The following is a 24,415-nucleotide window of genomic DNA, read 5'->3' on the forward strand; positions in this document are numbered from 1 at the left end:
CTCCTTACAGCGGGTTGTGGTTAGAGCCGGAGATGGTGTTGACGCACCGCTTCGGCTCACCTTTCTATAGCAGATTCAGCCAGTTACACCAACTCTCAAAGGGATAACGCCTCCTCAAACGTCATCTTTTGATAATTCTTCAAAGCAGAGACGGCCGAGCAGTTGACGACCGCGATGCCGGCCGCTTGAAATTTGTCGGCAGCGGCGTCAACCGCCCGCCGCCAGCGCTCGACGTTTCCACCGGTCGGGTTGTTCATTCCCGCCGGGTGCGCACCATGCCAGTGCAGCCCGTGCTTGATCGACATGTCGAAGCCGACGAGGATGACCTTGCTGCAACCACACTGCGCGGCGAGCTGCATGGCGTGGAAACCGCTATTGCCGCCCCAACCCACCTCGCAGAATTTGTTTAGGATCGGCCGGTCATCGTGCTTGCGGCACTGGACATGACGAGCGCCCCAATCTTCCCGGCTGGTGATGCGGCGATCGACACATGTCTTGATGCCGGTGAACTCCGGGCACCCATCGTTCTGCTTCCACCAGCCGAAATCGCAGGCATGAAGCCAGTCGGCCCATGGAGCCAGCTTCCAGCTATCGTTTACCGCGATGAACCGGGCTTTGCCTTTCGCAAGCCCAATAGGAACGCCTTGTGCAGACGGGCCAGACGCAACGACAACGCAGGTCTCATCGCGCCACCACGGCCACCAGTCGGGAGCGGCGGCCCCAAAGGGATGAGCGCTCATGCAAGAGTTGGGTCCCGCAGCATATAGAGGATGGACTTGACCGGAAGCGGCAGCTTTCCCAACTGGAAATCGCCCTCCGGATCCTGGTCCTGGTTCTTGAAGAAGTAGCCGACCAGCATGATCGTCGCCAGGGCGACGTCATCGGGTACGCCGCCGCTGAGCGGCTCACCATTACTGTCGAGATCGAGAACCACGTCCGCCTGCCCTTTCATGTGCTGGATGACGCGACGCGACGCCGCGCCGATCATCAGTTGCAGCATCGCATCGTCGTCATTCTCGTCGATGCGCAGCACTCCCTTGACCTGTTGGATGGTGACGAGCGCGACCATCAGACTTTCACCTTGGCTGGCTCGCGCGCTGCTTTGGTCTCGCCATCGCGTCCGTCCCGGCCCTTTTTGGCAGCAAGGGTCCAATGCTTCTCGGCGCCATCAGGCTTGGCAACCGTCCGAGCCTCATCGCAGTGCCAGAGAGAGCCGCCCCACGTTACCGTGTCGCCCTTCTCGTAGGTTTGGCCTTCCTTGAATACGCCGCGGTAGATCATTGCCGGGATGCCGAGTTCGACGCTGTAGCCCGTGTCCGAGCCGTCTTGGAACTTGAGGACAACGGTTCTGCCGTCCTCCATAAGATCGGCGTCGAAGTGCTTCAGCGAAAATCCGTCTTTCCCGTCCCTCGGGCGCGGGATGGCATCAACCTTCTCAGCAATGCTCTTCTCGATCGCCGCCATGTCGGCGTCTCGGCCGTCCTTCCCGACAAAAACGCCGAGGTCTCGCGTCGTGCCGTCGCTCATAACAGCAATGAGTTTCCCACCTTCGGCACGAAACATGTTGGTGACATCTAGACCGTCGTTACCGTCCTTTGCGGCGGGGATAGCTTTGACAGCCACCGAAACGGCTTCGGCAACCATCCTTTCCACGTCTGGCAGCTCAGGCAATTCCGGGATCTCTGGGATTTTGATGGCGCCAACGGCCGCGCGAAGGTTCTCGATTTCAGATGCCATTTTCTCCGACACACGCGAGACAACGGCATCCTCATCGGCATCCCGGCCGTCCTTCGGCGCGGGCAGGCTTGCGAGGTGCCGCTCAATATCATCAAGCCGCTTGGCAACATCGCCGATCTCGCGCGCAAGATACTCCTTGACGACGGCCACGATCTCCGAGCCGAACGCCTTTCCGTCAAAACCTGCCATTACCAAAGCCCTTTTCGGATTTCGTTCAGAGCCTTGGCGGCTTCAAGTTCGTCGGAATTGTCGTTGGCCGGGACAGCATCAGGAACGGCCGGCGTCGGGTTCTTAGCTTGTTCGATCAGCAGCTTGTCGCGGGCTGCGATTGCCTCGATGCTATGGTCCTGCTGCTGGAGATATACGGTATCCCCGCCAGTCTTCATTGCCTTCGCATCGACGCGACGGCGGCGCTCGTCCAGCGTCAGAACGCTCTTTGCCTTTTCCAGCACGTCGAACTGCGTCACGCTGTCCATGCGCAGGAGCCCGTCCACATCGAACTCCGTGCCGTACATGCGGCCGTCTGCGTTCTTCACGCCCGCGCCTATCCCGAGCCCTTCATCAAGGCAGAGTTCAGCGGATTCGATATGCGCCTGGAGGCACTGGCTGTAATACTCGACGTTGAGGCTCTGAATGTTGTTGTAGGTCGGCATTTCGCCCACGCCAATTTTGTACGGCGGGACATGGAAGGTCGAGCAGACCACCTCGGCGGTCCAACGAAGCTGCTCGATAAGCTGGCTGTCGTGGGCGTTGATCGTCAGTGCCTGATACTTCAGATCATCGCCGAGCACGGCGATCTTGCCGGCATTGTCGCCAGTGAAGTTCGCCTCCCAATACTCCTTGAGGCGGGCGGCCGTCTCATCGCCAATTTCACCAGGCGCGGTGAGCACGCCGCCGGGCTGCGACTGATTGCCGAAGAACCGGGCCGAATTGTTCTGGATCCGAATGCCCTGCGTTGCAGCAACGGCGCTGGCATAGATGGGAGAGACGCCAACAAGCGGATGAAACAGGCAATTGAACCGGTCGTGGATGATCTCACGGGCAGGCACGAGAATATCGCTTTGGATGCCGGAAAGACTATCGCACTGAAGCTGGTAGAAGACCGAACCGTCGTCCGCCACCATCGGGACGACACGCCGCGGGTCGAGCACATACAGTTTTGCCACCACGCCGCGGTTATCCCTCTGCTTGAGGGCATAGGTGTTGCCGGTGACGAGCTTGGAGAGGAAATAGTGTTCCCAGAACTGAATCCGCGTCTGCCACTAATTTAAATGCAGCATTTTCAATGCAGTACAGGCTGTTGTCGCGTGCTTGTCGCGTCGAACTGGGTTGCAATCTCCTCCAGAACGGTTTTTGTCCTGTCATCTTCCGGGAACAAGTGCCCGTAGATGTCATAGGTGATGTTGATCGAAGAATGGCCTATGACCGTTTTAAGGTTCAATGCGGGCATGCCGCTCTTGATCATCAGGCTTGCGGCTGCATGGCGTAGCGCATGCGGACTGAACCGGCCTAATCCGGTTTTCTCCTCGACAAGGCCTGCCGCCTTCATCAGTGAATGCCACGTGCAAAACGCTGCTTGCGGCGTGAGCGGCTTCCCCTGATTGCTTAGGACGATGTGTCCGCGTTTCGCCGCCGCTATCTGTTCACTCGAAGGCTGGACACCCTTGCGCCAATCTGTGCGCGTTCTGAGGTTGATCGCTGAGATCGTCATGCCTCTGTGTCCCGGCCCCGCCGACATGCGCGCCAAAGCCCTGAAACGGGCGGCTGCATCAAGCGCCTGCCTAATTGGTGCCGTTATCGGCACGAGCCGTTTTCCGGCTGCTGTCTTCGTGTCCTTGAGGCCATCCACGCGATTGAAGGAATGCCGAATCCGAAGGACGTTCGCTACCTCGTCAACATCTTCCCACTGGAGCGCGAAAACCTCGCCAGGGCGAAGCCCGCCAAAGACCCCTAGAGCGACCATGACCTGTTGCACGACGTGGCTGTGAAGGTTCTCCCCGTCACGGTAAATGGCAGCGGCCTCCAGCAGCTTGGCTATGTCCTCCATGCTCGGGATTTTTGTTCGACGCTCCTTTTTCGGTGTCGACAGTGGTTCGTCCTTCAAGACGTTGCGCTTCGCCCATTTCTTGCGGATGCAGAAATCAAGGAACGTCACACACTCAAACTGGATCCCCCGCAAGGTATTTGGCTTGAATGCCCTCTCTTCACGGAAGCGGTCCATCATCGTTTCAATGACCGACGAGGACAATTTTGATACCAGATGGGCGCCGATCGTAGCCTTGACGAGCTGCATCTTGGTAGTCTTCCCGCGAAGGGTCATTCCGGTGATGTCGTTCCGTTTCCAACGGCGTTCGGCGTCTCGCAGATATTCGTCTATCGCCTCGCCGACTTTCACCGACGAGTTATCCGCCACATGGATGCCGCGCGCCATTTCCCCCTCGACTTGGACGCGGAAAGCCTCCGCATCTTTCTTCTTGTCGAAGGTCTTAAGGCGGCGTTTCCCCTCTTGGTCGGTATAGGTGACCACCCACGCGGTTTTCACTTCGCCTTTATGGGTCCATTCGCGCTTTCGAACGGTTGCCATGTTCTCTTCCTTTCCATTGGTGAAGGCCCGGCCACGGATGCAGCCGGGCCGGTTGATCAGGTTCTCAGATCGGTGATGTTGTAGTGAAAGCGAAAATCTCGCTTGAGGCCGTCCGAATCGTCATGGGCAACAACCATCACGGCATGGATGTGTGCAGGCAGGTCCACAAAGCCACCGCCGTGCACATACGACTGAGGGCAGACCACTCTGCTTTGCTTGTCGATCTGCCATCCAGCGTACAGTTCCGACATAGCCTGCTCGATCTCCGCTATGGCGGCGTCGATCCGCTCCTGCGGGCTGGATTGAACCTTGTCACCGGACGCCACGGCCGTGTGAGCGGTGGCGGCAAGGACAAGGCCACCCTTGAGGATGGTGCGGCGGTTCATCGTGCACCCTCCCAGCGAGGACGGCGCATTTCTAGGCCGAGGTGGCGGCAGCGCTTGAACACGTTCGTCCGAGGCTGGCCGATCTTGGCGCCGATGACGACATAGGGAGCGCCATCGCGGTAGAGCCGGATGATTGTGGCGTCGTCGTCGGCTGAGAAGACAACTGCCTTCGAGCCGGGAGGCCGGCCGCGATATTTTCCGACCTTTGCCGGCTTACCGGCGCTGCGGGCTTTTCGCTCCGCACCAGCGTAGGAGATCAGCATGCCGACCTCCCACCGAGCATGGCATATGCATCAGCCCGCTTCGCGGCAATCGGGAGGCCGCGGACCATATCCCGGCCGATGGTTCCGAAACCTAAGCAATCATCAGCGGGCGAATAGTCGCCCTCATCGCCGTTGAGGTCGAGCTCATCGCCATTGGCCTCTGTGTCGCGGTGGACTTCACCTTTCTGCACTCCGCAACCATGGCCGCACCAGCCGAGCTCCGGCTCACCTTCGCCTATCTCAAAAACAGTGGCGTCGATTTTCGCCGCCTTCGTCTGGTCGAGATGTTCCGTCCAGCCATGGCTCGGTTCGTCGTCCGCCTGATCGTCGCCCTCTAGATCGACCTCGATGCGGCCATTGCGGTATTCCGCACTAAGCAAGGACGGCTCCAGATCATCGCCATCGTCTTCGCGGTCATCATCCGCGCCGACATGCCATTTCTCTTGCGAGGAATTGTCGTTCCAGATTAGCCCGTTCGGATGCCGCTCAAGCGCGCCGAGGGCCGGTTCGCAGTCTGCGTTGTCTTGCTCGCGATCTCCATCAAGGCACATCGCCTCATTGGCGGGCTGGCCAGCGTTCGGCCATCCGTGGGCCGGCTCTAGGTCGCCGCCGTCCTCAATGTCGGGATCATCGCTCATGGCGTCGAGCAGATCGATAAGCCGTTCAATGGAAATGGCGATGGCGGCGCGGTCGCCGTGGGGGATGAAAAACAGCGTGCCTTGTTGCCGCTGGATGTCGGGATAGTGTTCCATTGTGGTTAGTCCTCGCGAGCGAACCGGCTTCTCAGGGCCGGGGAACCTTTGCCTTCTCAGGGGCGCGGGTTCCGTGCCAGTGGGCGTCACTGGCTCCGGGAGTCTGAGAACATGTCCGCGAGAACATGCGCCACGGCCTTCACCCGAAGGCTGTTATATCCTGGCCAAGATTGCTCTTGACCGCACCGTGGCACTCCCGGCATAGTGAGCCGGTTCGCACCCACGGCAAAGGGGCGCGTTACATTTCGGAAGAGGCTCAGGCCGGCAAGCCCAAGTCTCTCCTATCGCGGGAGAAGCCCTATCCCCGGCAAGGGATGGCTTCGGGAGTTCTCAGGCTCCGCGTTCAAAATCACATGATTTGCTCGACAAGACAAGCATCCCCTTCACCGGGGACCAGCTTGCCTATTCAATGTGCGCCCATATTTCTCTTCGCACGATCGCGCGGATGGTGCTGCTATCCATCCCAAACGCACGACCAAGCGATCCACTGCCCTCACCAATCGCGGATCGCGCCCGTATCTCCAAAACCTGAGCCGTTGTCAGTTTTGCCGTAGGGTTGGTTTCACCCCGACGCCTCGCTGGCACAGCCTTTCGCCCCTTTGTGATCATGTCAGCGACGTTTTCGGCCATCGTTCCCAAGAAAAGGTGGTCTGGCTTGACGCAGCTTGGATTGTCACATCGATGGCAAACCGCCTTGGCACCGGGGTCTTTTCCGCTCGCTATCGCGTAGCTCACTCGGTGAGCATAGGCGGTGTCGTTTTTTGCCGTGCCTCGATGGATGACGCCATAGCCTCCATTTTGCCTTTTTGCGGTCCACAGCCAGCATCCGTTGGTCTTGTGCACTTTTAACCAAAATCTAGCCACTAGTTCGGGCGTGACCGCGATCGGGCGCGTTCTCATGGCAATCTCCGCATGTCATTGAAAGGTTATGGAGCACACCCTCGCCAAAGGGTGGATGCTTGCGTTTTTCGGTCGGCGAGAACCTTTTTTTCTACAAGTTTTGCGAAAGTCGTTTGGCACGCGGGTGTAGGCCGATAGGTGTTGCCACTATGGCAATCCCCCCCCCTACAGCCCCGCTGCGCGCCTTCCAGCGCGTCTCTCCCTCGAAAGCTCTATGGGCTGCTCTGGCTCTACAATCGCGTGTACGGCGAACGTCGGGCGATTTTCTGCAATCTGCTCCTGCCGCCTGATCCGGTCGGCCATGATGGCAGCTGCTCGCACCTCATCGCGGGTAGCACCGTACTGCCGCCGATAGGCTCCAATCTGCAAATCGGTGATGAAGCGGGTTTTGCTTGATGCCAGCCTTATGGCGATGGCCTCTATCCGTCCGATGGGTGGCGTCAATTCAACTCCCTCTAGGATTGCGTCTGCGCGGGACTTTTGCCACCATCGGGCATGGAGGACGCATGGCGATGGACTGGCTTCAAACGTTGCAAGATGAGGATGCGAAGTCGTGGAGGTGTGTGAGCAGTATCGTCGCGTCGGAACAATCAGCGAGGGGAACGCACGGCTATGCCAAAGGCGACTTACCATCTTGACCGCCAGCCGATACCGGAGGGGTTTCGAATCTACTTCGACAGGTTGCCGGTCGCTGGCCTGTTTGCGCGCAAACCGGAAGCCGGCAAATTCTGTGGTGGCAAGGATCAACAGTTGCGCCTCCAACTCGATCCGGCGAATGAGCATGACCGCAACGCCATCAGGATCTACGGGAGTTGGAAGGGCTGGCTTGCTCGGGAGGAAGGGCACATCGGCTTTGTTCCAGCGGAGGAAGCTGCTCTTCTAGCGGAACTAGGGATTGCAGACCGAGTGCTTCCAAGGCTGCTTAAGACGTATCCCGGAACCGACGACTATTCAGAGGTGCTGTTTCAAATCCTCGGTCCTGTCGAGACCTTCCCGGCGTTCAAGAGCCTCCGCCAACGACTGAGATAGAAAAGGCCGAACCCCGCAGGGCCGGCCCGTTCCGTGCGCCGGTACATCCGCGGTCGCCAAGTGCTTTATTATACCACGTTCAGTGATCTGAGAATCCGTCATTCGGATGCCGTCTCGCTTTGCGCGCCAAGCAGAACCGCGTTCTCTGCGCGGAGACGAAGGATTTCCTCGCGCATCGACGGCGGCATCGCCTTGCGCGACGGTCTGCTCGACCACCCGGAAAAGCGTTCGGATTTCGGATTTTTGTGGCTGCGTTGGCGTGCTGATCGGGCCATCAGCATACACTGTGTTTGCAAGGCCTGATATTTCGTTAGCCATGCTGGTCTCCTAGAGATTATCCTGATCGGGATTGTAGAATTTCGGGGCTCGGGCTTCCCACGAGAGTGTGCCGCCACAGGCTTCCCTCAGTTCGTTCCATGCCTCGCGTGGCACAACGCGGCGTCCATGGGCTTTGAGGATTGCTTTTGTGCCAACCTCTTCCTCGTGCGAGCGGTAGAGGATGGCGACCAGTGGGCAAGGACCATGCGCGGCTTCGATCGCCTCACGGCTACTGGTCCTGACGGAGGCGTATAGGTATTTGCGCCAAGCCTCTGTTCTGGCGTCTTTTTCTCCATCTTTGTCAACGGCAGCATCGTGGACGGTTGCAGCAACGGTCTTCTCCGGTTTCTTTGCCCCCTTGAAGATGGCCTCGTGCAACCGGCGGCGCTCCATCGTCGCCACGTTCACCGCTCGACTTGCTGCCAGTTTCGAGCCCTTTTCGACCTGCTTTTCTGCGGCGCGTAGGTCTGTCAGCCGCGCATCGGTGCGAACGTATTCCTCGACAAGGCCAGCCCGTGCGATCGGGTCAATGCCCCTATCTGCCAAGGTTTTCACCAGATTGCGGAATGCCTTCTTCTCGCCGCGGCTAAGGTCCGATGGGGGGTCAGGCAGGGTCATAGGATTTTTTCCCGGCGGAGATCGAAAATCTGCGAATGCATGGCACGCGGGTCTAGGATGGGATCGGCCTTAGAGACCATCATGCCCCCCCTTGCCGTTCGACCGGCCGGCGATCTCCTGCTTCTGCTTCAGGCTGTCGTGACAGGGCTTGCAGAGGCATTGCAGGTTCTTGGCATCCCAGAAGAGACGGGCATCGCCTCTATGCGGTTCCCGGTGATCAGCGACGAGTTGCGACGTGTCGATATCGACCTTTCCGCAACCCTCCATCTTGCATGTGAAGCGGTCCCGGATAAGGACCTGCATCCGTAGCTTCTGCCAGCGCGCCGTCTTGTACCACGCGCGCCACGGCTGGGCGGCGTCCCGGTGCTGGTCTCGCTTCGGCATTGCGATCATGCCTTTGATCGTGCGCACCATGGGCTTGAGGGTCTTGAGCTTAGGCATCGGCAACGCCCTTCCGAATGGGAGGAAGGGAGGCCAAGGAGAAGACCTCCCTTCCATCACAGCCCGGCGCTTCTACCCACTGTGAAATCATTGCAGCGTCCCATGCGTGACCGGGGGCGGCGTGTCGCCAATGAAACGGCCGGCCATCGCCATCGCGTTCCTTGCCCAATTGTTCAGGGCTTCCCGCCTGATCGCCAAGAATTCCTTGATCTCGGCATCCGTTGCCCCGTGCTCCTCAAGCAACATCTCGTTGCGGACGAGTTCGGTTCGGATCGCCTCGTCAATGACTTCCTGCGTCCTTCGCAGCGCTGTTGCGTGGGTGTGCTTGATCATGCGCCCTTCCTTCCTGCACGGACGCGAACAATTGGCTTGCCTTCCTTGCGCCCGTCCAGCGCGTCAATGCGGCCCTGCTGGTCGAGCAGAGCCGATTTGATGACCGCGATAGCCTCGTACATTTCGCGGCGCGTCGGCGGGCGTTTCATGCCTTCCTCGCCGAATGCCTTCTCAATCGCCTTCATGAAGTCGCTGGTCATCGGCCGGCCCTCAGCTACCCGGTTCCAGCCATGCCACGCCCGTCACTTCGGCAACGGCATCGTCGCGCATCCGCTCGGCACCGATTGAGATCTTCGCCAGCAAGGCCGTGCTGTTGGTCTGGAACATGCTGACGAGCGTGGTGGCTGTCGGCGTGACAGAATTGTTCGTGGGGTTGTCGACCATCTGAAGGGTGGCTTCGTTGGAAGCCTGCACCTCCATGCCATCGCCAGCGGCCGCGATACCGGCGCCGTTGATGAGCCGGAGTGTGCCGGCCGGCAGGGAATGCGCCACCATGGCAGGGATGCCGAAGAACTCGCCGCCCATCGGCGTCATGGCGTTGCGTTCGTCCAGAATGGTCGCATCATTGGCAACGTCGGGAGACATGGCCCACACGAGGTATCCGGCCGCCGTGGTGTTGACGAGGGACAGAAGGAGGCGAACGTCTTCCATCATGCCAGCGGCACCGAGGCCGGCGCTGGGGATCGACGGCGTGGCGCTGTCCATGACGATGCTGAAGAACTCGGAATCGACGGCATACGAGACTGCACCGCGCAGCTCGGCATAAATCAGGTTCGTAGCGTCCGCCGTCATGTTCTTGGCAAGCTGGTCGGTCATGACGAGGATGACGCCTACAGGCACCGGCTCCAGCGTTTGGCCGTCGAGTGTGACAGCGCTGACGGGGAACGGTTGGCCCTCAGCACGCGCCAGAGCAGTCGCATTCGTCGCGACCATGCCGACACGCTCGCGAAGCGGCACCCGCCGAAAGCCCTTGTCGAGAAGGCGCATGAAAACGCTTTCCGTGCGGAGCATGGTGAAGAACGACTTGCCGGCGATGCGCCAGTCGACAAGATCGGGACTGTTGCTGATCGTCAGGCCGCCGATGGGGGCTTTGGTGAGGATGCGGATAGCTCGGTCGGACATGTGGGCGGCGCGCGCGTATTCCGCCGCTTCCGCCTTCTTGCCGCCCGATGCGAGCAGCGCTTTGACGACCTGGCCCATATCTGCCGCGCCGGTCATCGGTTGTTCTGCAATGGCAATGACGCCCTTCATTTCGGTGTCTCCGGTTGATTTGCCGGAATCATGACAGAAAACAAAACTCCATGTCGTTACGCGTCACGCATGTGCATTGCGGCCAGATCGGAGTGCATCCGCTCGATGCCGCGGCGGATTGCGTCCATGTCATCGGTTTGCGCAGCGTCGAGGTAGCCCCCTGCTACGAGGGTTTCCGGCAAGGACACTTCGTCAATCTCGATCAGGATGCAGCGCCGGCCGCTGGACGTGCGGCGGCGATATCGGCGCATGCGTTCTTTGCCGCTCATGACAGATCATCCCTTCGGGATGCCTCAACTTTTTGTTCTGAAATCGTCGCCATCACAAATGGAGGTGGCACGCGGGTGTGGGATGGCCGGCGTCATTTCGTCGGCTTTACCCCCCCCTCGATCGGTTTGGCGTGCTCGGCCTTGTGGTGCCGCCTGCAAAGCCATCTGACGACGAGCGGGCGCGAATAGTCGTCGTGGTGCGCGTCGGTCTGATCTTCGCCACAGACCTCGCACGGGCCGCGTGTGATCAATCCTCGCTTCAGTGCAGATCGCACCGCCGCGTGGGCCCATACCGCTAGAGGATTGTTCATGGCCCATCGCTGTTGCCTGGACATGGTTTTGCCATCGGGCACGGCTTTGCCACCCGACTGGATCGGTTCTGTCATTGTCGTGGTTCCTATGCTTGGGAGAGTGGTGGCTCGCTCTGGAGCCTGCGACCTGTCAGCGGTCGGCGCGGTCGCTATGAAGCGCCGGTTTCCTTTTCAGTGTGCTTTTCTTTTTCTTTTTCCTTTTCGGTGTCCTTGTCCTTTTCCGTTTCCGTTTCCTTGTCTGTTTCCTTTTCCTTGTATCGATACCAAGGGCATAGGGTATCGATACCCTATCGATAGGGTATGGGATGGGTATCGATACCCTATCGCGTGGCGTATGGATTCCGTCGCTCGTCAGGCGGCTGGACCTTGCCTGCCATCTCCAGCAAAGTGTGTTCCAGCCGTTCCCGGAAGGTATCGCTCTCGACCGAAAGATGAGCCTTGAGCAGCCCTTGCAGATGCTTCTGGTTCAGTGGCGGATTGACGTCGATCCATCGCGTCACGAGCAGTTCTTGCGTGTCGTCGTCAAAGTCGATCAGGCCGGCCGTGATGCAATCGGCCTTGGCAACCTGATACTCTGCCAGCGTCCAGCCTAGGTCGAAGACGGCGTATGCGTCGGGGAGCCGGAAACAGCCCACGGCGTTCTGATGCTCGCAGGTCAGGTAGTAAAAAAACAAGAGCTGCGCCCGATCGGTGGAAAGGGTCTTGAACTTGTCAGATCGCCAGATGCTACGGGCCACCATGGAAAAGCGCCCTCCTTTGCTCATATCGCCCTCGCCCGGATCAGGTGGCTTTCACTGATCGCCGCACAGACCTCGGACGAGGATAGGTTGAACATCTGCTTCAAGGCCGGCACAAGCGGCGTCGGGCGCTGCTCTGGCGGCGTGTGTGCCAGGTATCGGGCGCACTCTGTCACCGCCTCGGTATGCTCGTGATCAGTCATCGGTGCGGCCCTCCAGCTTGTCGAAGTGCGCCTTGAGGGTCGAGCGCCGCGCACACACCGTCTTGCCGATCTTGAAGGTTGGAATGTCGCCGCTCGCCGCTCGGTGCTTCGCCTGATTGAACGTCATTCCGAGGTGCTGCCCGATCTGGTCGAGCCCCACGAGAAGGTCGCTGTCAGCGGGCTTGTTGTTGTCGTTCATGTCGCATTTTCCTTTCATCTCTTGTCGCGTCGTTGTCGCATTCATGTCGCATCGCCATGCCGCCCGCACGGCTATTTGCCTTGCGCATCAAGCACTTAGGTTTCCCTGCTTTGCGGTTGACGACCGGGCAAAAAAATACGCCCCGAAGGGCGCTAAATACTTGTTATCTCAGGATGTTTTTTGGCTATACGCCGGTTTCTTAATGATAGTCTGCCAATCATTGGGCTTGCGCAGGACTGGCGAGAAAGATGGGCTTTCCACCTCCGACCAAATGCCGGCGGCATCCCGCTCAACCAACTTCATCCGCAGCTTTGCAATATCGGACGCGATCAGGGTGATGCAGGCGAAGACCGCGTGGTAGGAGAGAACCGTGTCCCGGTCGAGCGCGATATTTCGCTGCCAAGCGCCGGAAAAGCTCTCGAATATTGGGAACCACCCACGCCCACGGCCGACAGATGACAAGGCTGCCGCCTTCTGTCGCTCACCTGTGAACGGGATAGGAAGGCCGAGAATGCGCATCAGGATGCCGCCTTTGCCTCTGCGATCTTCTCGCGCAGCTTGGCCTCGTCCCACCCCATGTACGGACGCTTGCCCACAACGCGCTCATACTCGGCCCGCAGAAGAGTAATCTCGTCGTGCTGGGGGATAGAAGCCGGCTTGGCCGCAACGCTTTCCACGGCCCGCAGATCGCGGCGCTCGTATCCCAGCTTACCGAGAATGCGCGCATAGCGCGGATCGGAGGACTGCAAGGCGCGGTCCATGTAGCTGTTGTACTTTTTCATGTCGGGACCTCCGATTGGGGTAATCGGGTCAACTCGCAATGGCCCGTTGACCCGATGCCCTTAGTTGCGTGGCATCAAACCGGGTATCGTCGCGCGTCATCAAGAACGGTATGAGCCACGGCTTCATGCGGCATGGAACCGCCGTTGATGGCCTCGGCATCGCGCAGCAACTGGCCAAGGCGGCTTATTCGGGCCGGTGAGGTCTGATGAAGGAATTCGCGAAGGAGATAGCCTTCCAGCGCCCATATCTTGTTGCGCGCGTTGTCGCGGGAAATCTTACGGCCGATTGCCTCATCGAAGTTCGATGGGCTGGCGGCGGCGCTTTCGCCGGTGACGATGTAGCCATTGCGCAGCGTGAGTGCGCAGACGGTCAACGTCGTGCCGGGGAAAACATGGTACTGCTCCGACACGATTGCTGCATCGATAAGTTCCGGTGTGAGGCGCGGAGCGTTGAGGCCCTTCGCCTGAATTTCAGTTTCAATCTGTGCTTCGTCCTTGGACATCAATCTATCCTTCAATCTTGTTTTAGGAGAAGAACCCGCCGCAGAGAGGTCCGCGACGGGCAAGAAGTCAGGCAGGCTTAGGAGCCAGGCATGCCCCAGTTGACTTCATCGAGGAGAGCGACAGCGGAGGCCCGGCGCTTCGCCCAGTTCAGGATGCGCTCGGCACGGAACGCGACCGAGTTGGTCTGCCACATAGATACCATGCTGGTTGCGGTCGGCGTCACGACGTCGTTCGTCGGGTTGTCGAGCATCTGGAGCGATGCTTCGCGCGAGACATCGACCATGACGCCGCCCTCATCCGCGAAGTAGATGTCCGACGCATTGACGAGGGCGACGAAGCCGCCGGCCGAGACAGGAGCGAAGTATTCCGACACGATGACCGGGATACCTTCCAGGGTGCCACCGTTCATGGTGATGCCGGGGAACTCCTGCTGACCGAGCGGGTTGCGCATCAGGGACACGGCAAGTGCATTCGCCGAGGACATGATGAACACCGCAGAGGTCGGCGGGTTGTTCGCCGCCACGAACGTCGCCATCAGAGCACGGATGTCTTCGCGGATCGCGTCAGCGTCGTTGCCGCTGGATGCGATTGCGACCACACCATTCGTGATCGATGCCGGGGATACACCGGCCGCAGCCGCCTTGTCCGGGTCGATGAAGTCGATGTCGATGCGTTCCGCGACAGCTGCAGCCAGTGCATCGCGGAGGATGGCATCGGCGGACGGGCTGGACTTGCGAAGCAGTTCTTCCGTCACGACCGAGATCGTGGCCACCTTCAGCTCGTCCAGCGTGGTGCGGTTGAAGTCGAACGCCGTCAGCGGCTTCGGCTTGCCTTCACCTACCCAGTAGGCCTGACCGCCGCCGGTCTGACCGATGAGCGGCGTGCGGAACGGGACACGTCGAAGGTTCGGGATATTGCCCTGACCGAACTTGCCGACGATGGTCATGGGGCGGAGGTATTCCGCGAAGTCAGCGTAGACGGACGTCTCATCTCCGACGAGATCTTCCGCCCAGTTGCCGGCGACGGACGCGCCCGCGACGACGTTGGCCTTGGTGACCAGACGATAGACGGCCGAATCCTCGCCATAGAGCGCCTTGGCGACATCACGATTGCTCTCGCGGTCCAGATGAGCCAGAGCCTTCACCTTGGCCAGACGTGCGAACTCGATGCCCGGTTCGGACCTCTGCTTTACACGCACCTGTGCCGGGACACGGCCGTCACGAGCATCCGAACCGGACTTCGTGTCAACCACGTTCGTCACCGGCTTTGCCGTCGATGCCTTCAGGCTCTCGACAAGGCGCAGTCGCTTGAGGTGATCATCGATCGACTTGATTTCGTCCGTCAGCGTATCGGCCGCTTCGGCGCTTTCAGCGTCAAGCGTTTCGCCTTCCGTGCCGGTCATGATGGTTTCGAGTTCCGCCGCCTTGGCGACACGGGTTGCCTCGAATGCGGAAATCTGTTCCGCGATGGTCTTAGCCATGGGTTTCTCCTTTGGCTTCAGGGATTTCACGATGGGTTTTGGGGTTCCCGAAGCGCCGGGAGCGGCCTTGCGGCCTTCGTTCGCATCAGCGTCTGAGATGCCAGACGAGACGGATGAAGGAGGCCTTGTTCCATCGCTGAAACCAGTGTCGCGACTGAGAAGGCTTCCCTCTCCACCATGCAGACTGTTCGAGCGCTTGGAATTGCCAGCTCGACGCCGAGATCGAGACCGGCTCCACCTGTGCAGATGGAGAGGATGTTGAGAGGTTGGGGACGTAGAGCCACATTCACTGATCTTCCCTCTCCTCGTCAGATACGATCCAGTCGGCCCTATCGGCCCATTTCCGAGAACGATCCCGCCAGCGCTTCGCGATGCGCAGCCTGTAAATTGCCGCATCCATCACGCCGCCCGCCGCGTTTGCGATATTTTGGGAGAGATCCAATCGGCCCATTCGTCTCGCGGGATTTCCAAGAGGGTGAGCATGTCGACGATTTCGAAGACGTCCACTCGCAGACCGCGCAACTCGTGCAGTGCGCGCACTCGGCGCCGCGTCCAGGCGACATTCATCGAATGAAGCTCTTGGAATGCCTTCTCCAGGCAGTCGCCAACTGGCGTTTGCCGCGGATAGCGCTCGTAGATCTGGCGTAACAGCCCGAGCGCGCAGCGAGCATCGTGTTCTCGTCTCTGGATAGGCTGTGCGGCTTTCGGTGCCCATGTGCTGGGCTTGAACCTGAATTCCGCGCTCTCTGGATCGGCGACCAACCGGATATATGTTTCGAGGTCTTCGCCGGCTCTGAACCACTCCCCTTCCAAGCGAAGGTGAGCAAAGCGCAACTGGACCTTTCGCTCGGTCGTGACGCCGCCCGGCATCGATGCAAAATAGTGGATCGGCCCGACAGCTCTGGCGATTGTTGCCAGCCGCTTCGCAACATTGCTCGCGGTCCCGATTTTGATCTCCGATGGGGATTCAATCTTGCGGATGAAGTAGACGGTCATTGCTCATCCCTCAGTTCTGGGCAGATCCACTCGGCAGCCCAAGCGGCCTTGTCACGAAGCCACATCGCAATCGCGTGCCTGCGTTCGAAGCTGAGCCATCTGGCGAAGGCGGGAGGTCTTGGCGATGTATTCTGCATGTTCGTTCCTCGCTGCCCGCAGTGCCTCGGCTGTCTCGTAGAGCTCGACCATCTGGAAGTGCTCTACGACTTTGCTTTCCTTGTAGCGCCAGGCTTTCAGCCGTCGCTCTGTCCATCTATTTTCGGGGTCGTCGCGGTGCGGGAAGCGCTTCGAAAGCTCACGGAACGCAGTAAAGAGCATGTCGCCGACGGGGCGTCTGCTTCCTCCGATCTGCTCGACAAGAAAATTTGCCGTGGTTACGTCAGCCATTTTCGTTGCATTTCCCTGTTTCAACTTTTCCGGCTTTCCGGACAACTTTTCCGACATTCCCGAAGTCCTTTCGTTCATCTTGTCCTTGTCGAAAGGAGCTTCCGATGAACTTCAGGAGCACTCACAATGGTGACGGGGAAGGACGATCGCTTGCCGGCGATGTTGTGCCCTTCCCGTCTCCGGCCCGCCGCGTCGGGCAAACCGCTAATTCAGAAACCCCCGGTGTTTCCGCCGCCGCATCAGCCGGGGTTCAAGAGGGCGCCGGGGTATCCTCGGCTTCGGCGTCCTCGTTCGTTCCGCTCGGAAATCTCACCCACGCCGTCGTTTTGCGTTTGCAGGGAGGCTTTCCGAAAATTCGTGGACCGGCGCGGCCGGGAGGAGGAGAGGAGCCGCGCCGGTCATCCGATCAGGCGGAGTGGGACAAACCGCGCTGAACGAAACTGTTCACTGGTCCCTCCACCAGTCGTGTTCCTGGTAGTCGTCGTCATCACCAGAGAGGATGATTGCGAGGGCAGCGCAGCCGCAGATAGCGGTGAAGCCGATGATGGAAATGATGAGCCACGTCATGCTGCTTTCCTTTCCAGGGCTTTCCGACGCGCAATCTCGCGCTCAGCAGCTTCACGGTTGCGACCGGAGACAGCGCCGATTTCCGGGTCGACAATGATGCAGATGCCGTCTTCGGTGATGATGATGGAGCGGTGCGAGGTCATGCGGCCTCCCGAACAATGACGGGCTTCCGATCAACTCCGAGCGCGTATCCCTTCCCCCACAGCGTGTCGATGCGAACGCCGATTTGGTCGAGCTTCTTCCGGGCTTTGCAGATGTACACGTCGATGATTTTGATTTCCGGCTCTTCGCCTTCCGCTGAAAACTGGTACAGCCACTCCAGAGCCGCCTCTTTCGAGAGGACGCGCGGAAACACTTCGGCTAAGCGCTGGAGCAACAACACCTCGTGTCCGGTCAGGATGGCGAACTTGCCGTTCGCCACGACCATTCCACGCTCAGGCAAAATCGTGACCGGCAACTCGCCGATCGGCTGGCCGCAAAGCGGGCAAGAGCAATCAGGCTGCATTTGCCACCTCCACGACGCCGCGCTTGAGAGCGGCGTTGATCTGCCTCGTGATGATGAACTGAACAGGATTGTTCGTGCGGGCGCTCTCGATCTTCGCGTCATAGAGCAATTCGGACAGGCTGATATCGTCGAAGACGGCGAACAGATGAGAAGGATTAGCGAGGACTTCCGGCTTGGTTCGGATCGCCCGACCAATGCCGTTGATCATCGCTCCGAAGAGCATCCCGGGATTGCCGTCCGACGTCTCGACGATGCACTGGAGGATCGTCGTCAGGATTGCGCTACCGTAGAACTCATGCGCGCGCTGCAAAACGGTGATCGAGCGCGTCTCGCCGGCAAGGAAGCCTTCCTTCTTGCGGGTGATCTTTACCCCTGCAGCATCAAGGACGCGCTGGAGAGCTACCGCCTTCGGCTTCTTGGCCGCAAGCTCGGCGAACCACAGATCGATCGGCTGCACCGGCGTGACGTTGCCATTGATGGCAGCGAACGCAGCAGCTGCTTCCGAGGCCGTGCACGACAAGATGTAGCAGGGGACTTCCGTGATGCCGATCGTAGCGGCAGCGGTAGTCCGGTGCTGGCCGTCAACGATGGAATAGGTGTCGCCGTCTTGCGTTACGATGACCGGGAGAAATTTCGACCAGTCGAAGTCCTGGCAGATGCGGCGGATGTTCTTGACGGAGCCGTGCGATACCGCGCGTTGGTAAACCGTGTCGACAAGGAGCTTGACGATCGGAATAATTTCAAAGCGCCCGACATGGCCGAGAACGTTACCGGCCTGCACATCGCCGCCGAGCGCAACGATCGGGAACAAGGTATTCTCTTTCATGCTGCTTCCTCCTCAAGCGCTCTGATGCAGGCGCGGCAATGCGTCGTTCCGTGTCCAGGGCAGGTTTCGCCGGGGTTCTTGCAATGAGGGCGGAGAACGAATTTCGGCTTTGCGGGGAGAGCGGTATTGGCGGCGCCCTCCCCTGTGTTCGAGGTCGTGGCGCGCGCCGCGCTGCGGTCTACATCGTCGCCTCCTGCGTTGGCGGCGGCGCGATCCTCGCGCTCGACGCTGGGGAATCCTTCGTCTGCCTCTTCGGGCGAAATGGTGCGGACGAGCGCTGCTCCACCATCGGCTTCAACATCCCGCTCGTCCGCTGCGCTTTCGGCGCTGGTAGCCGGGATCATCTCAGGTTGCCCCGATACTCCGGCCTCAGCCGATGCAGAAGCATCGACCTGGGTTGCGGTCCTCTCGGATACCGCCTCCGCCGCCTTGCGCGGGGATTCTTCCGCCGTTACCGGCGCTGTTCTGATGTCTTCGTGCTTGGTGAAGATGGTAAGGCCACCGTCGGAGCGTCGAGCCGCCGCGTAACTGTTGCCCTCACGTGCACGTGCGCGTGTGAGGAGCGAAACGTAGTCGTCGACGCGCTCGCCCTTTTCCTCGCGCTTCTCCTTCGCCTTTTCGTCAAGGCGCATCTCGCCAATCGCGCCTTTGAGCGCGGCGACTTCTGCGGAAACGTGCTTGCCATCCCAGCCAAGGCCGCGCAGCTCTTCGCGCAGATCGGCGTAAATCTGTTTCAGGTCATCAGCCGCCTGCTGGCGCATGTCCTCGGCCTCGTTGATGAGGCGGGCAACGCGAGCGGCCATATCGTCCGGGATGGTTTGAGAGTCCGTCATGCGGCGGCTCCACGGACGAGTTGGCGGAGCCGATGAATCTCCTCAATCGCTTCCCGATAAATCGCTATGTCTGTCCGCTCCCAGAAGAAGCCACGCGCTTCCAAGCGGCCAATCCGATAGGACATACGGATGAGAAGGTCGTCGTTGAAGATTTTCCCACAGTGGGGGCAGCGTTGGTCGCTCATGCTGCTGTCTCCGCCGTACCGAAAACATCGGGGCGAAGTTTTGCCCTAGGTATCCCGGTGATCCTTTCCGCTTCTTCGAGACGCTTAACCGGAATGGGCGGCACGCCCTTTTCCCACCTAAGGATCGTTGTGCGGTCGACGTTGAACAGCCCGGCAACCCCGTCGAGGGTCAGGTCAGCTCTGCTCTTGCGGAATTCGGAAAATGCTGTGGTTGTGCTCATGGGCAATAGTAGTGGCATTTTCTGCCACTTTTGTAAATACCCACAGTCGCATTTTGTGCAGGCGATGTGATTTCTGACGGATGGTAAAATCTGCCACTATGTCAAAAGTCGCGAAAATCCATCAAGGGAAACAACCTGTTCGCCGCCATTATTTGGTCGAGTGGATGGAAGCGAAAAACATGACCGCGCCCGATCTCCTGGCCGTCTTAAACGACCCAGAGAGATCAATGGATTTGCCCGAAATAGACAAGAGTCAGGTCTATCGCTGGATGAAGGGGCAAATGCCGCAAGCTTCGGCTCAAATCAGGATTGCTGGCGCTCTCGGCTTTGAGGACGACCCAGAGAAATTGTTCCAAGATCCCACTATGGATTGGCTTGCAGCGTTCTTTCGCGACAAAACGGAAGAGCAAAAGGAGAAAGCAATCCAAATGCTCAAGCTATGGTTCAGCGAAGACAAAACCGGGACGGACGGCTGACCTTATGAGCGTTTCCGTTCCTGTGTTTCTGGTGAACAAGTCCGGCGGCGTCTGCACAGACAACGTGAATTGCTCGCCCTGTATCTCCTTGGCCGTCGTCAGCGCAGGAATGGCGTCTCGATGCGTGGCAATGCTGGATTCCGGCGCTACCGGCATCTATGCCGATCCCGCGATTGCTCGGAAGCTTGATCTACCGGTTATCAAAACCGATACGGTCTATGCGGTCGGCGCAACGCATGCGTCGAACGTCTACGCCGCTACGTTCTGGATTGATGACCTGCCGGATTTGTCGGTTGAGGTTCAAGAGGTCCCGCTTCGCTCTCAGGGACAGCCCTACGATATAGTCCTTGGACGCTCGTTTCTAACAATGTTCGATTTTGGGTTCGACCTGAGAAAACGGGCGTGGAAGCTGGAAGCCATCGGAGTGGCGAAAGCATCCAATCTAAATCGGACTTCGATATAGGCATCTCGGGTTTCCTTGTCTCAGGTCATAACCTCGGCATTAGGATGGTCTCCAACACACACTGAGACATCCGTCATGCACCGATCCTGCCAGCGCCAAGCATCCGTGGAATCAACCTCTCCTGAAGCTCGGTTTGTTTTCCCAGCCGCTACTGGGTCCAACACTGAGGGTCGTCTTTTTATCCGGCTGGTCAGGCCGATTTATCCTCAGTACGAGCATCGCCCTTTGTCTTTCAGGCGATGGTATAGGTAGCTTCAGTTTCCCGGCGAGCTGCAAACTCGTTTCTCCGGCGGGCCATCAACCCCGTTCGATTCCGCTCGGTGAGCCTGGCACCGATACCGCGTCAGTTTCATGTGCCGGATTGATCGGAGACGCGGGTGAAACTTCAAAAGACCGCTGCCCTTGCGCTCCATCGAACGTCATCTTGGCGGGAGCATCCGTGCAGGCCCAAGATTTCGCGCGATTTCACGCCCGACAGCCGCCAATCCGATTGCAAATCCTAACTGGTTTTGCTATTGCTTCGGTATCAACATGGTAGCCATCAGCCCCGGTCGGATCATCCCGCCGGGGCTTTCTTTATGCGCCGTGATTCTTTCTGGCGCAATAAATTAGTTGCATTTGTTGCCACTTTTTTCTCTTCCCCCTATTGCGCATAGTTGCATTTTCTGCCACTGTCTCCTCATCGAACCACCCCGACACACCGGGAATATGAGGAGCAAGGGAAATGGACCACCTCGATCACCAGCGCGAAGTCCTGAAACTCAAATACGTGCCCTTCAACTATCCGGCGATTTCCTGGCACTGCCGCGAAGGCAACCGGAAGGTCAACGAGCGCTTTGCTCGCGAAGGTTATCCGGGCCGCGACACCGGCTACGACCCCATCATGTCGGACGCCTGATCCCCTTCGGCATCCCGCACACAGCGGCGGGATATCGAAAGAGATCACCTGAGGAACCCACCCATGCAGACCGAAGCAGACCGCATTGCCACGGCGATCCAGCGCATTCGCGACGGCGCCATGCTCCGCCCGGCAGGCCAGCGCGCCGCCTACGTCGCCGAGAACCTTCGCCGCCAGCAAGAGAACGCCCAGCGCTTCGTCATGGCCCGCAAGCAGCCGGCCGGCTGGTCGGTCGCCCTCCATGAAGAAATGCTTCACGGCCTCATCGCTCTTGAAGCCGAGTTCCGGAACGCCGGGAGGGTCGCGGCATGACCTTCGACGTCAACACCCTCAAGCGGCTCGCCTACTTCCTTGCGAACACCGACATGTCGGAACTCGTCGAGGCTGGCGTCATCACCGAAGGCAACAACGACCAGTGGAAGCGCTTCAACCACGACTTCGACGTGTTCGTGATCAAGCTGCCCGACGACCGCCGGCAGAAGCTCTGCGACCTGATCAATGACCGTCTCGGCCTTCGCGCCTCTGTTCTGGAGGCAGCGGAATGATCCTTACCTGCACCAGATGCGAAGGCGAAGGCTCGATCTACGCCAGCCGCTACGGCGGCAATGATCCCGATGTATGGCGCGTCGGTCCCTGCGAGGACTGCGGCGGCTCCGGGAACATGGCCTGCGAGGCTCGCGGGTGCGGTGAAGATGCAGTCGCGTTCAACGATGACGGCGAGGCACTTTGCGAGGATTGCCTTTTCGAATGGACGCTTTCTGAAGCCGGCCTGGAGGACGCCGAATGACCCGCTGCGACCTCAACCCTGCCGGCGAATGTAGCTGCATTCCCTCCGGCGTCCCCTGCAAGGTTCAGACACCTGTCTACCGGATCATTGCAGATGCGAACACTGGCGCTGCCAAGCATGGCTCCGCCTGCCTGATCCTCCTCACCATCATTGTTTTCGCAATCGTCTTCGGAGCCGGCCTCACGGTCGGGCCGAGCGCAATCTAATGAGCAGCGCATGTCTCAGGATAACCCGTGGGCTTGGTGGCAGGCCGCGCTTGAAGGCAACATCGGCCCGATGCACGAAGGGCAGCCCGAACAGGGATATTACCGGACGCGGTTCAAGGGCGGCCAGTGGGAACCCGTCGCGCTCTGGTATGAGAACGGCGCGTGGCACGCGATGCGCGGCGAGCGCATGGTTGATGCCGCCGACGCCTGGAACTTCTGCCGCACGCATCCTGTGTCCTACGAGGCTTATCAGAAGGCTATCGAAGGCGCGGGCTGGGACGACGAACCGCCGGCACCCGCAATGGGACACAACCTGCCGGCCGATCCGTTCGAAGCGCTCAATCTTGAATACCAAGCCGAAAAGGAACTCGCCGCCGAACTTCTGAAAAATGAGGTGAAGACGGAAGATCAGGCCAGTCAGATCGCGATCCTTTCGAAGAGGGTGGCATCGGTCTCCAAGAAGGCGACCGACCTTCACAAGGTCGAGAAGCAGCCGCACTTGGATGCCGGCCGCGCCGTTGACGATAAGTACCGCTACCTCAAGGAAGACCCTGCGGACCTGTCAAAGCAGCTCAAGCGCCACCTCGACGCATATCTCATTGAGAAACAGCGCATCGAGCGCGAACGGCAGGAAGCCGCCCGCCGCGAGGAAGAGCGTTTGCGCCGTGAGGCCGAGGAAGCCGCCCGCAAGGCCGCTGAGGCTGACCAGCAGTCCGAATCCGAGCGCCAGGCCGCAATCGACCGCGCCCGCCAGCTTGAGCAGGAAGCAGCAGCCAAGGCGAAGGAAGCCGAGGCGAAGAATGCCAGCGCCGGCCGCACCGGGGCGCGCGTATCGCTGCGTACGTTCGTCGAGCCGAACATCACCGACTACGACGCGCTTCTGATGGCGCTCAAGGACAGGCCGGAAATCCGCGAAGTCGTCGAAAGCCTCGCCAAGCGCGCCGCGAAGTCCGGCGTTTCGCTTCCCGGCATGGAAATCATCGAAGTCCAGAGGGCCGCATGATGAACGAAGTAGCTCGCATTCCCGCATTGACCGGCGGCAGCCAGGTTGTCGCCATCGTCCCCCGCACGTTCGAGGAGACGTTCCGCGTAGCGCGCGCCGTTGTCGCGTCCAAGCTCGCCCCGGCGGCGCTCATCGGCAAGCTGGAAGGCGATGATGCCGCCAGCGCCGTTGCCGTGGCGATCATGTCCGGCGCGGAACTTGGCCTGAAGCCGATGGTGGCGCTGCGCAGCTTCACCGTCATCAACGGTAAGCCGGCGCTCTATGGCGACGGGCTGATCAACGTCGTTCGCCAGTCGGGCAAGGTCGCCTATCTGCGCACCGGCTGCGACGAGCGGAATGGCAAGCTCGTCGGATGGTGCGAGGCGAAGCGAAACGACACCGACGAAGAAAAGCGCGTCGAGTTCAGCCAGGGCGATGCCGAGCGCGCCGGCCTCTGGCAGACGGAAGCCATCGTAACGAAGTGGAACAAGTGGGACAAAAAGAACGAGCAGAAGCCGAACGACAGTCCGTGGTGGCGGTTCCCGCAGCGCATGCTCGCGTGGCGCGCGGCCGGCTATTGCCTGCGTGAACTGTTCGGCGACGTTCTCGGCGGCATCCGTGATGAGTTCGAGGCGCGCGAAATCGCCGAGGCCGACGAAATGCGCGACATCACGCCGGCAGAGCGCCCCGCACCGCCGAAGCCCCCGGCCCCGCCCGCGCCGCCGAGCGCGAAGGTTATCGAAGTCGAGCCGGAACCGACCACGGAAGAGGAGCCGACCGAATCCGATTTCGACCTCGGCGCATTCCTTGAGGAAATCGAAACCTCGCTTGCGACCGCGAAGGATTCCGCGTCGGCTGCCGAGATCTGGAACGACTACGATGCCCCGGCGCTCCTCGAAAGCAACGGCCACGCCGACATGATCGACACGGCCTATGCGATCCGTGATCGGGCCTATGCCAAGCTCGAACCTTACAACGGGGGCTGA

The 24,415-nt window shown here is 59.8% G+C and carries 41 protein-coding genes; 10 read left to right on the top strand and 31 right to left on the bottom strand.

Annotation, left to right across the window (positions count from 1 at the left end):
- Nucleotides 1–95 precede the first annotated feature (95 nt).
- The 9 genes from MOE34_RS14655 to MOE34_RS14695 all read right to left on the bottom strand — a co-directional run bounded on the left by MOE34_RS14655 (nucleotide 96) and on the right by MOE34_RS14695 (nucleotide 6,622).
- On the bottom strand, nucleotides 96–740 hold the full coding sequence (locus MOE34_RS14655) for a hypothetical protein (protein WP_242217984.1): 645 nt from the start codon (nucleotides 738–740) through the stop codon (nucleotides 96–98).
- Complete coding sequence (locus tag MOE34_RS14660) at nucleotides 737–1,069, bottom strand: head-tail connector protein (RefSeq protein WP_242217986.1); 333 nt, start codon at nucleotides 1,067–1,069, stop codon at nucleotides 737–739. Before MOE34_RS14660 ends, MOE34_RS14655 begins: the two co-directional genes overlap by 4 nt.
- Entirely contained in the window at nucleotides 1,069–1,926 is an 858-nt protein-coding gene (locus MOE34_RS14665; RefSeq protein ID WP_242217988.1) for a hypothetical protein, read from the bottom strand. The genes MOE34_RS14660 and MOE34_RS14665 overlap by 1 nt, the downstream gene beginning before the upstream one ends.
- A complete protein-coding gene (locus MOE34_RS14670; RefSeq protein ID WP_242224034.1) occupies nucleotides 1,926–2,987 on the bottom strand; it encodes a phage portal protein in 1,062 nt (353 codons plus the stop codon). The genes MOE34_RS14665 and MOE34_RS14670 overlap by 1 nt, the downstream gene beginning before the upstream one ends.
- A gap of 32 nt (nucleotides 2,988–3,019) precedes the next feature.
- Entirely contained in the window at nucleotides 3,020–4,321 is a 1,302-nt protein-coding gene (locus tag MOE34_RS14675; RefSeq protein WP_242217990.1) for a tyrosine-type recombinase/integrase, read from the bottom strand.
- Between the two features lie 56 nt (nucleotides 4,322–4,377).
- Nucleotides 4,378–4,707, bottom strand: coding sequence for a hypothetical protein (locus MOE34_RS14680; protein WP_242217991.1), 330 nt, complete (start codon nucleotides 4,705–4,707; stop codon nucleotides 4,378–4,380).
- Nucleotides 4,704–4,970, bottom strand: coding sequence for a hypothetical protein (locus MOE34_RS14685; protein ID WP_242217993.1), 267 nt, complete (start codon nucleotides 4,968–4,970; stop codon nucleotides 4,704–4,706). The genes MOE34_RS14680 and MOE34_RS14685 overlap by 4 nt, the downstream gene beginning before the upstream one ends.
- Nucleotides 4,964–5,722 carry a hypothetical protein gene (locus MOE34_RS14690; RefSeq protein ID WP_242224201.1) on the bottom strand — a complete coding sequence of 253 codons (759 nt, stop codon included), beginning with the start codon at nucleotides 5,720–5,722 and terminating at the stop codon, nucleotides 4,964–4,966. Before MOE34_RS14690 ends, MOE34_RS14685 begins: the two co-directional genes overlap by 7 nt.
- A 402-nt stretch (nucleotides 5,723–6,124) precedes the next feature.
- A complete protein-coding gene (locus MOE34_RS14695) occupies nucleotides 6,125–6,622 on the bottom strand; it encodes an HNH endonuclease signature motif containing protein (RefSeq protein ID WP_242217995.1) in 498 nt (165 codons plus the stop codon).
- Nucleotides 6,623–7,234: 612 nt separating this feature from the next.
- Between MOE34_RS14695 and MOE34_RS14700 the strand changes: the two genes are divergently transcribed.
- Nucleotides 7,235–7,651, top strand: a complete 417-nt coding sequence (locus MOE34_RS14700; protein WP_242217997.1) for an HIRAN domain-containing protein — start codon at nucleotides 7,235–7,237, stop codon at nucleotides 7,649–7,651.
- A gap of 327 nt (nucleotides 7,652–7,978) precedes the next feature.
- Here the strand turns inward: MOE34_RS14700 and MOE34_RS14705 are convergent, their stop codons facing one another.
- The 22 genes from MOE34_RS14705 to MOE34_RS14805 form a co-directional block, all read right to left on the bottom strand.
- On the bottom strand, nucleotides 7,979–8,587 hold the full coding sequence (locus tag MOE34_RS14705) for a hypothetical protein (protein WP_242217999.1): 609 nt from the start codon (nucleotides 8,585–8,587) through the stop codon (nucleotides 7,979–7,981).
- A 69-nt stretch (nucleotides 8,588–8,656) separates the two neighbouring features.
- Nucleotides 8,657–9,028: an HNH endonuclease gene (locus MOE34_RS14710; protein ID WP_242218002.1), complete on the bottom strand. Its 372-nt coding sequence runs from the start codon at nucleotides 9,026–9,028 to the stop codon at nucleotides 8,657–8,659.
- Nucleotides 9,029–9,115: 87 nt separating this feature from the next.
- Nucleotides 9,116–9,361, bottom strand: a complete 246-nt coding sequence (locus tag MOE34_RS14715) for a hypothetical protein (RefSeq protein ID WP_242218004.1) — start codon at nucleotides 9,359–9,361, stop codon at nucleotides 9,116–9,118.
- On the bottom strand, nucleotides 9,358–9,561 hold the full coding sequence (locus tag MOE34_RS14720; protein WP_242218005.1) for a hypothetical protein: 204 nt from the start codon (nucleotides 9,559–9,561) through the stop codon (nucleotides 9,358–9,360). The genes MOE34_RS14715 and MOE34_RS14720 overlap by 4 nt, the downstream gene beginning before the upstream one ends.
- A 10-nt stretch (nucleotides 9,562–9,571) precedes the next feature.
- Nucleotides 9,572–10,612: a phage major capsid protein gene (locus tag MOE34_RS14725; RefSeq protein ID WP_242218007.1), complete on the bottom strand. Its 1,041-nt coding sequence runs from the start codon at nucleotides 10,610–10,612 to the stop codon at nucleotides 9,572–9,574.
- A gap of 56 nt (nucleotides 10,613–10,668) precedes the next feature.
- Entirely contained in the window at nucleotides 10,669–10,881 is a 213-nt protein-coding gene (locus MOE34_RS14730; RefSeq protein WP_242218009.1) for a hypothetical protein, read from the bottom strand.
- Between the two features lie 92 nt (nucleotides 10,882–10,973).
- On the bottom strand, nucleotides 10,974–11,267 hold the full coding sequence (locus tag MOE34_RS14735; RefSeq protein ID WP_431522385.1) for a hypothetical protein: 294 nt from the start codon (nucleotides 11,265–11,267) through the stop codon (nucleotides 10,974–10,976).
- Nucleotides 11,268–11,512: 245 nt separating this feature from the next.
- Nucleotides 11,513–11,932, bottom strand: coding sequence for a hypothetical protein (locus MOE34_RS14740; protein WP_242218010.1), 420 nt, complete (start codon nucleotides 11,930–11,932; stop codon nucleotides 11,513–11,515).
- 192 nt (nucleotides 11,933–12,124) lie between these two features.
- Nucleotides 12,125–12,331, bottom strand: a complete 207-nt coding sequence (locus tag MOE34_RS14745) for a hypothetical protein (protein ID WP_242218012.1) — start codon at nucleotides 12,329–12,331, stop codon at nucleotides 12,125–12,127.
- Between the two features lie 168 nt (nucleotides 12,332–12,499).
- Nucleotides 12,500–12,850 carry a hypothetical protein gene (locus tag MOE34_RS14750; protein WP_242218014.1) on the bottom strand — a complete coding sequence of 117 codons (351 nt, stop codon included), beginning with the start codon at nucleotides 12,848–12,850 and terminating at the stop codon, nucleotides 12,500–12,502.
- Nucleotides 12,850–13,113: a hypothetical protein gene (locus tag MOE34_RS14755; RefSeq protein WP_242218016.1), complete on the bottom strand. Its 264-nt coding sequence runs from the start codon at nucleotides 13,111–13,113 to the stop codon at nucleotides 12,850–12,852. The genes MOE34_RS14750 and MOE34_RS14755 overlap by 1 nt, the downstream gene beginning before the upstream one ends.
- 74 nt (nucleotides 13,114–13,187) lie before the next feature.
- Nucleotides 13,188–13,616 (bottom strand): Gp49 family protein, encoded by a 429-nt coding sequence (locus MOE34_RS14760; protein WP_242218017.1) that lies wholly within the window; start codon nucleotides 13,614–13,616, stop codon nucleotides 13,188–13,190.
- Between the two features lie 77 nt (nucleotides 13,617–13,693).
- Entirely contained in the window at nucleotides 13,694–15,097 is a 1,404-nt protein-coding gene (locus MOE34_RS14765) for a phage major capsid protein (RefSeq protein WP_242218019.1), read from the bottom strand.
- A 399-nt stretch (nucleotides 15,098–15,496) separates the two neighbouring features.
- The gene (locus tag MOE34_RS14770; protein WP_242218021.1) at nucleotides 15,497–16,093 is read right to left on the bottom strand and encodes a GIY-YIG nuclease family protein; all 597 of its coding nucleotides are present in this window, start codon (nucleotides 16,091–16,093) and stop codon (nucleotides 15,497–15,499) included.
- 51 nt (nucleotides 16,094–16,144) lie between these two features.
- Complete coding sequence (locus MOE34_RS14775; RefSeq protein WP_242218022.1) at nucleotides 16,145–16,537, bottom strand: hypothetical protein; 393 nt, start codon at nucleotides 16,535–16,537, stop codon at nucleotides 16,145–16,147.
- Nucleotides 16,538–16,924: 387 nt separating this feature from the next.
- Nucleotides 16,925–17,047, bottom strand: a complete 123-nt coding sequence (locus tag MOE34_RS25455; RefSeq protein ID WP_277955652.1) for a hypothetical protein — start codon at nucleotides 17,045–17,047, stop codon at nucleotides 16,925–16,927.
- Nucleotides 17,044–17,190, bottom strand: coding sequence for a hypothetical protein (locus MOE34_RS14780; RefSeq protein WP_242218023.1), 147 nt, complete (start codon nucleotides 17,188–17,190; stop codon nucleotides 17,044–17,046). The genes MOE34_RS25455 and MOE34_RS14780 overlap by 4 nt, the downstream gene beginning before the upstream one ends.
- A complete protein-coding gene (locus MOE34_RS25495) occupies nucleotides 17,187–17,552 on the bottom strand; it encodes a winged helix-turn-helix domain-containing protein (RefSeq protein ID WP_431522386.1) in 366 nt (121 codons plus the stop codon). The genes MOE34_RS14780 and MOE34_RS25495 overlap by 4 nt, the downstream gene beginning before the upstream one ends.
- The gene (locus MOE34_RS14790) at nucleotides 17,542–18,378 is read right to left on the bottom strand and encodes a ParB/RepB/Spo0J family partition protein (protein ID WP_242218026.1); all 837 of its coding nucleotides are present in this window, start codon (nucleotides 18,376–18,378) and stop codon (nucleotides 17,542–17,544) included. The genes MOE34_RS25495 and MOE34_RS14790 overlap by 11 nt, the downstream gene beginning before the upstream one ends.
- Nucleotides 18,375–19,181, bottom strand: coding sequence for a hypothetical protein (locus MOE34_RS14795; RefSeq protein WP_242218028.1), 807 nt, complete (start codon nucleotides 19,179–19,181; stop codon nucleotides 18,375–18,377). Before MOE34_RS14795 ends, MOE34_RS14790 begins: the two co-directional genes overlap by 4 nt.
- Nucleotides 19,182–19,207: 26 nt before the next feature.
- Entirely contained in the window at nucleotides 19,208–19,396 is a 189-nt protein-coding gene (locus tag MOE34_RS14800) for a hypothetical protein (RefSeq protein ID WP_242218029.1), read from the bottom strand.
- Nucleotides 19,393–19,617, bottom strand: coding sequence for a helix-turn-helix domain-containing protein (locus MOE34_RS14805; protein WP_242218031.1), 225 nt, complete (start codon nucleotides 19,615–19,617; stop codon nucleotides 19,393–19,395). Before MOE34_RS14805 ends, MOE34_RS14800 begins: the two co-directional genes overlap by 4 nt.
- An 80-nt stretch (nucleotides 19,618–19,697) precedes the next feature.
- Between MOE34_RS14805 and MOE34_RS14810 the strand changes: the two genes are divergently transcribed.
- From MOE34_RS14810 to MOE34_RS14850, 9 genes are all read left to right on the top strand, one after another.
- Nucleotides 19,698–20,093 carry an XRE family transcriptional regulator gene (locus tag MOE34_RS14810; RefSeq protein WP_242218033.1) on the top strand — a complete coding sequence of 132 codons (396 nt, stop codon included), beginning with the start codon at nucleotides 19,698–19,700 and terminating at the stop codon, nucleotides 20,091–20,093.
- Nucleotides 20,094–20,097: 4 nt separating this feature from the next.
- Complete coding sequence (locus MOE34_RS14815; protein ID WP_242218035.1) at nucleotides 20,098–20,556, top strand: retropepsin-like aspartic protease; 459 nt, start codon at nucleotides 20,098–20,100, stop codon at nucleotides 20,554–20,556.
- Between the two features lie 724 nt (nucleotides 20,557–21,280).
- On the top strand, nucleotides 21,281–21,454 hold the full coding sequence (locus MOE34_RS14820) for a hypothetical protein (RefSeq protein ID WP_242218037.1): 174 nt from the start codon (nucleotides 21,281–21,283) through the stop codon (nucleotides 21,452–21,454).
- 63 nt (nucleotides 21,455–21,517) lie between these two features.
- A complete protein-coding gene (locus tag MOE34_RS14825; protein WP_242218039.1) occupies nucleotides 21,518–21,766 on the top strand; it encodes a hypothetical protein in 249 nt (82 codons plus the stop codon).
- On the top strand, nucleotides 21,763–21,999 hold the full coding sequence (locus MOE34_RS14830) for a hypothetical protein (RefSeq protein WP_242218040.1): 237 nt from the start codon (nucleotides 21,763–21,765) through the stop codon (nucleotides 21,997–21,999). The genes MOE34_RS14825 and MOE34_RS14830 overlap by 4 nt, the downstream gene beginning before the upstream one ends.
- Entirely contained in the window at nucleotides 21,996–22,241 is a 246-nt protein-coding gene (locus tag MOE34_RS14835; protein ID WP_242218041.1) for a hypothetical protein, read from the top strand. Before MOE34_RS14830 ends, MOE34_RS14835 begins: the two co-directional genes overlap by 4 nt.
- Nucleotides 22,238–22,447, top strand: coding sequence for a hypothetical protein (locus MOE34_RS14840; protein ID WP_242218043.1), 210 nt, complete (start codon nucleotides 22,238–22,240; stop codon nucleotides 22,445–22,447). The genes MOE34_RS14835 and MOE34_RS14840 overlap by 4 nt, the downstream gene beginning before the upstream one ends.
- Before the next feature lie 10 nt (nucleotides 22,448–22,457).
- The gene (locus MOE34_RS14845) at nucleotides 22,458–23,450 is read left to right on the top strand and encodes a hypothetical protein (protein ID WP_242218045.1); all 993 of its coding nucleotides are present in this window, start codon (nucleotides 22,458–22,460) and stop codon (nucleotides 23,448–23,450) included.
- Nucleotides 23,447–24,415, top strand: coding sequence for a recombinase RecT (locus MOE34_RS14850; RefSeq protein ID WP_242218046.1), 969 nt, complete (start codon nucleotides 23,447–23,449; stop codon nucleotides 24,413–24,415). Before MOE34_RS14845 ends, MOE34_RS14850 begins: the two co-directional genes overlap by 4 nt.

The organism is Shinella zoogloeoides (assembly GCF_022682305.1).
Lineage (GTDB): Bacteria > Pseudomonadota > Alphaproteobacteria > Rhizobiales > Rhizobiaceae > Shinella > Shinella zoogloeoides_B.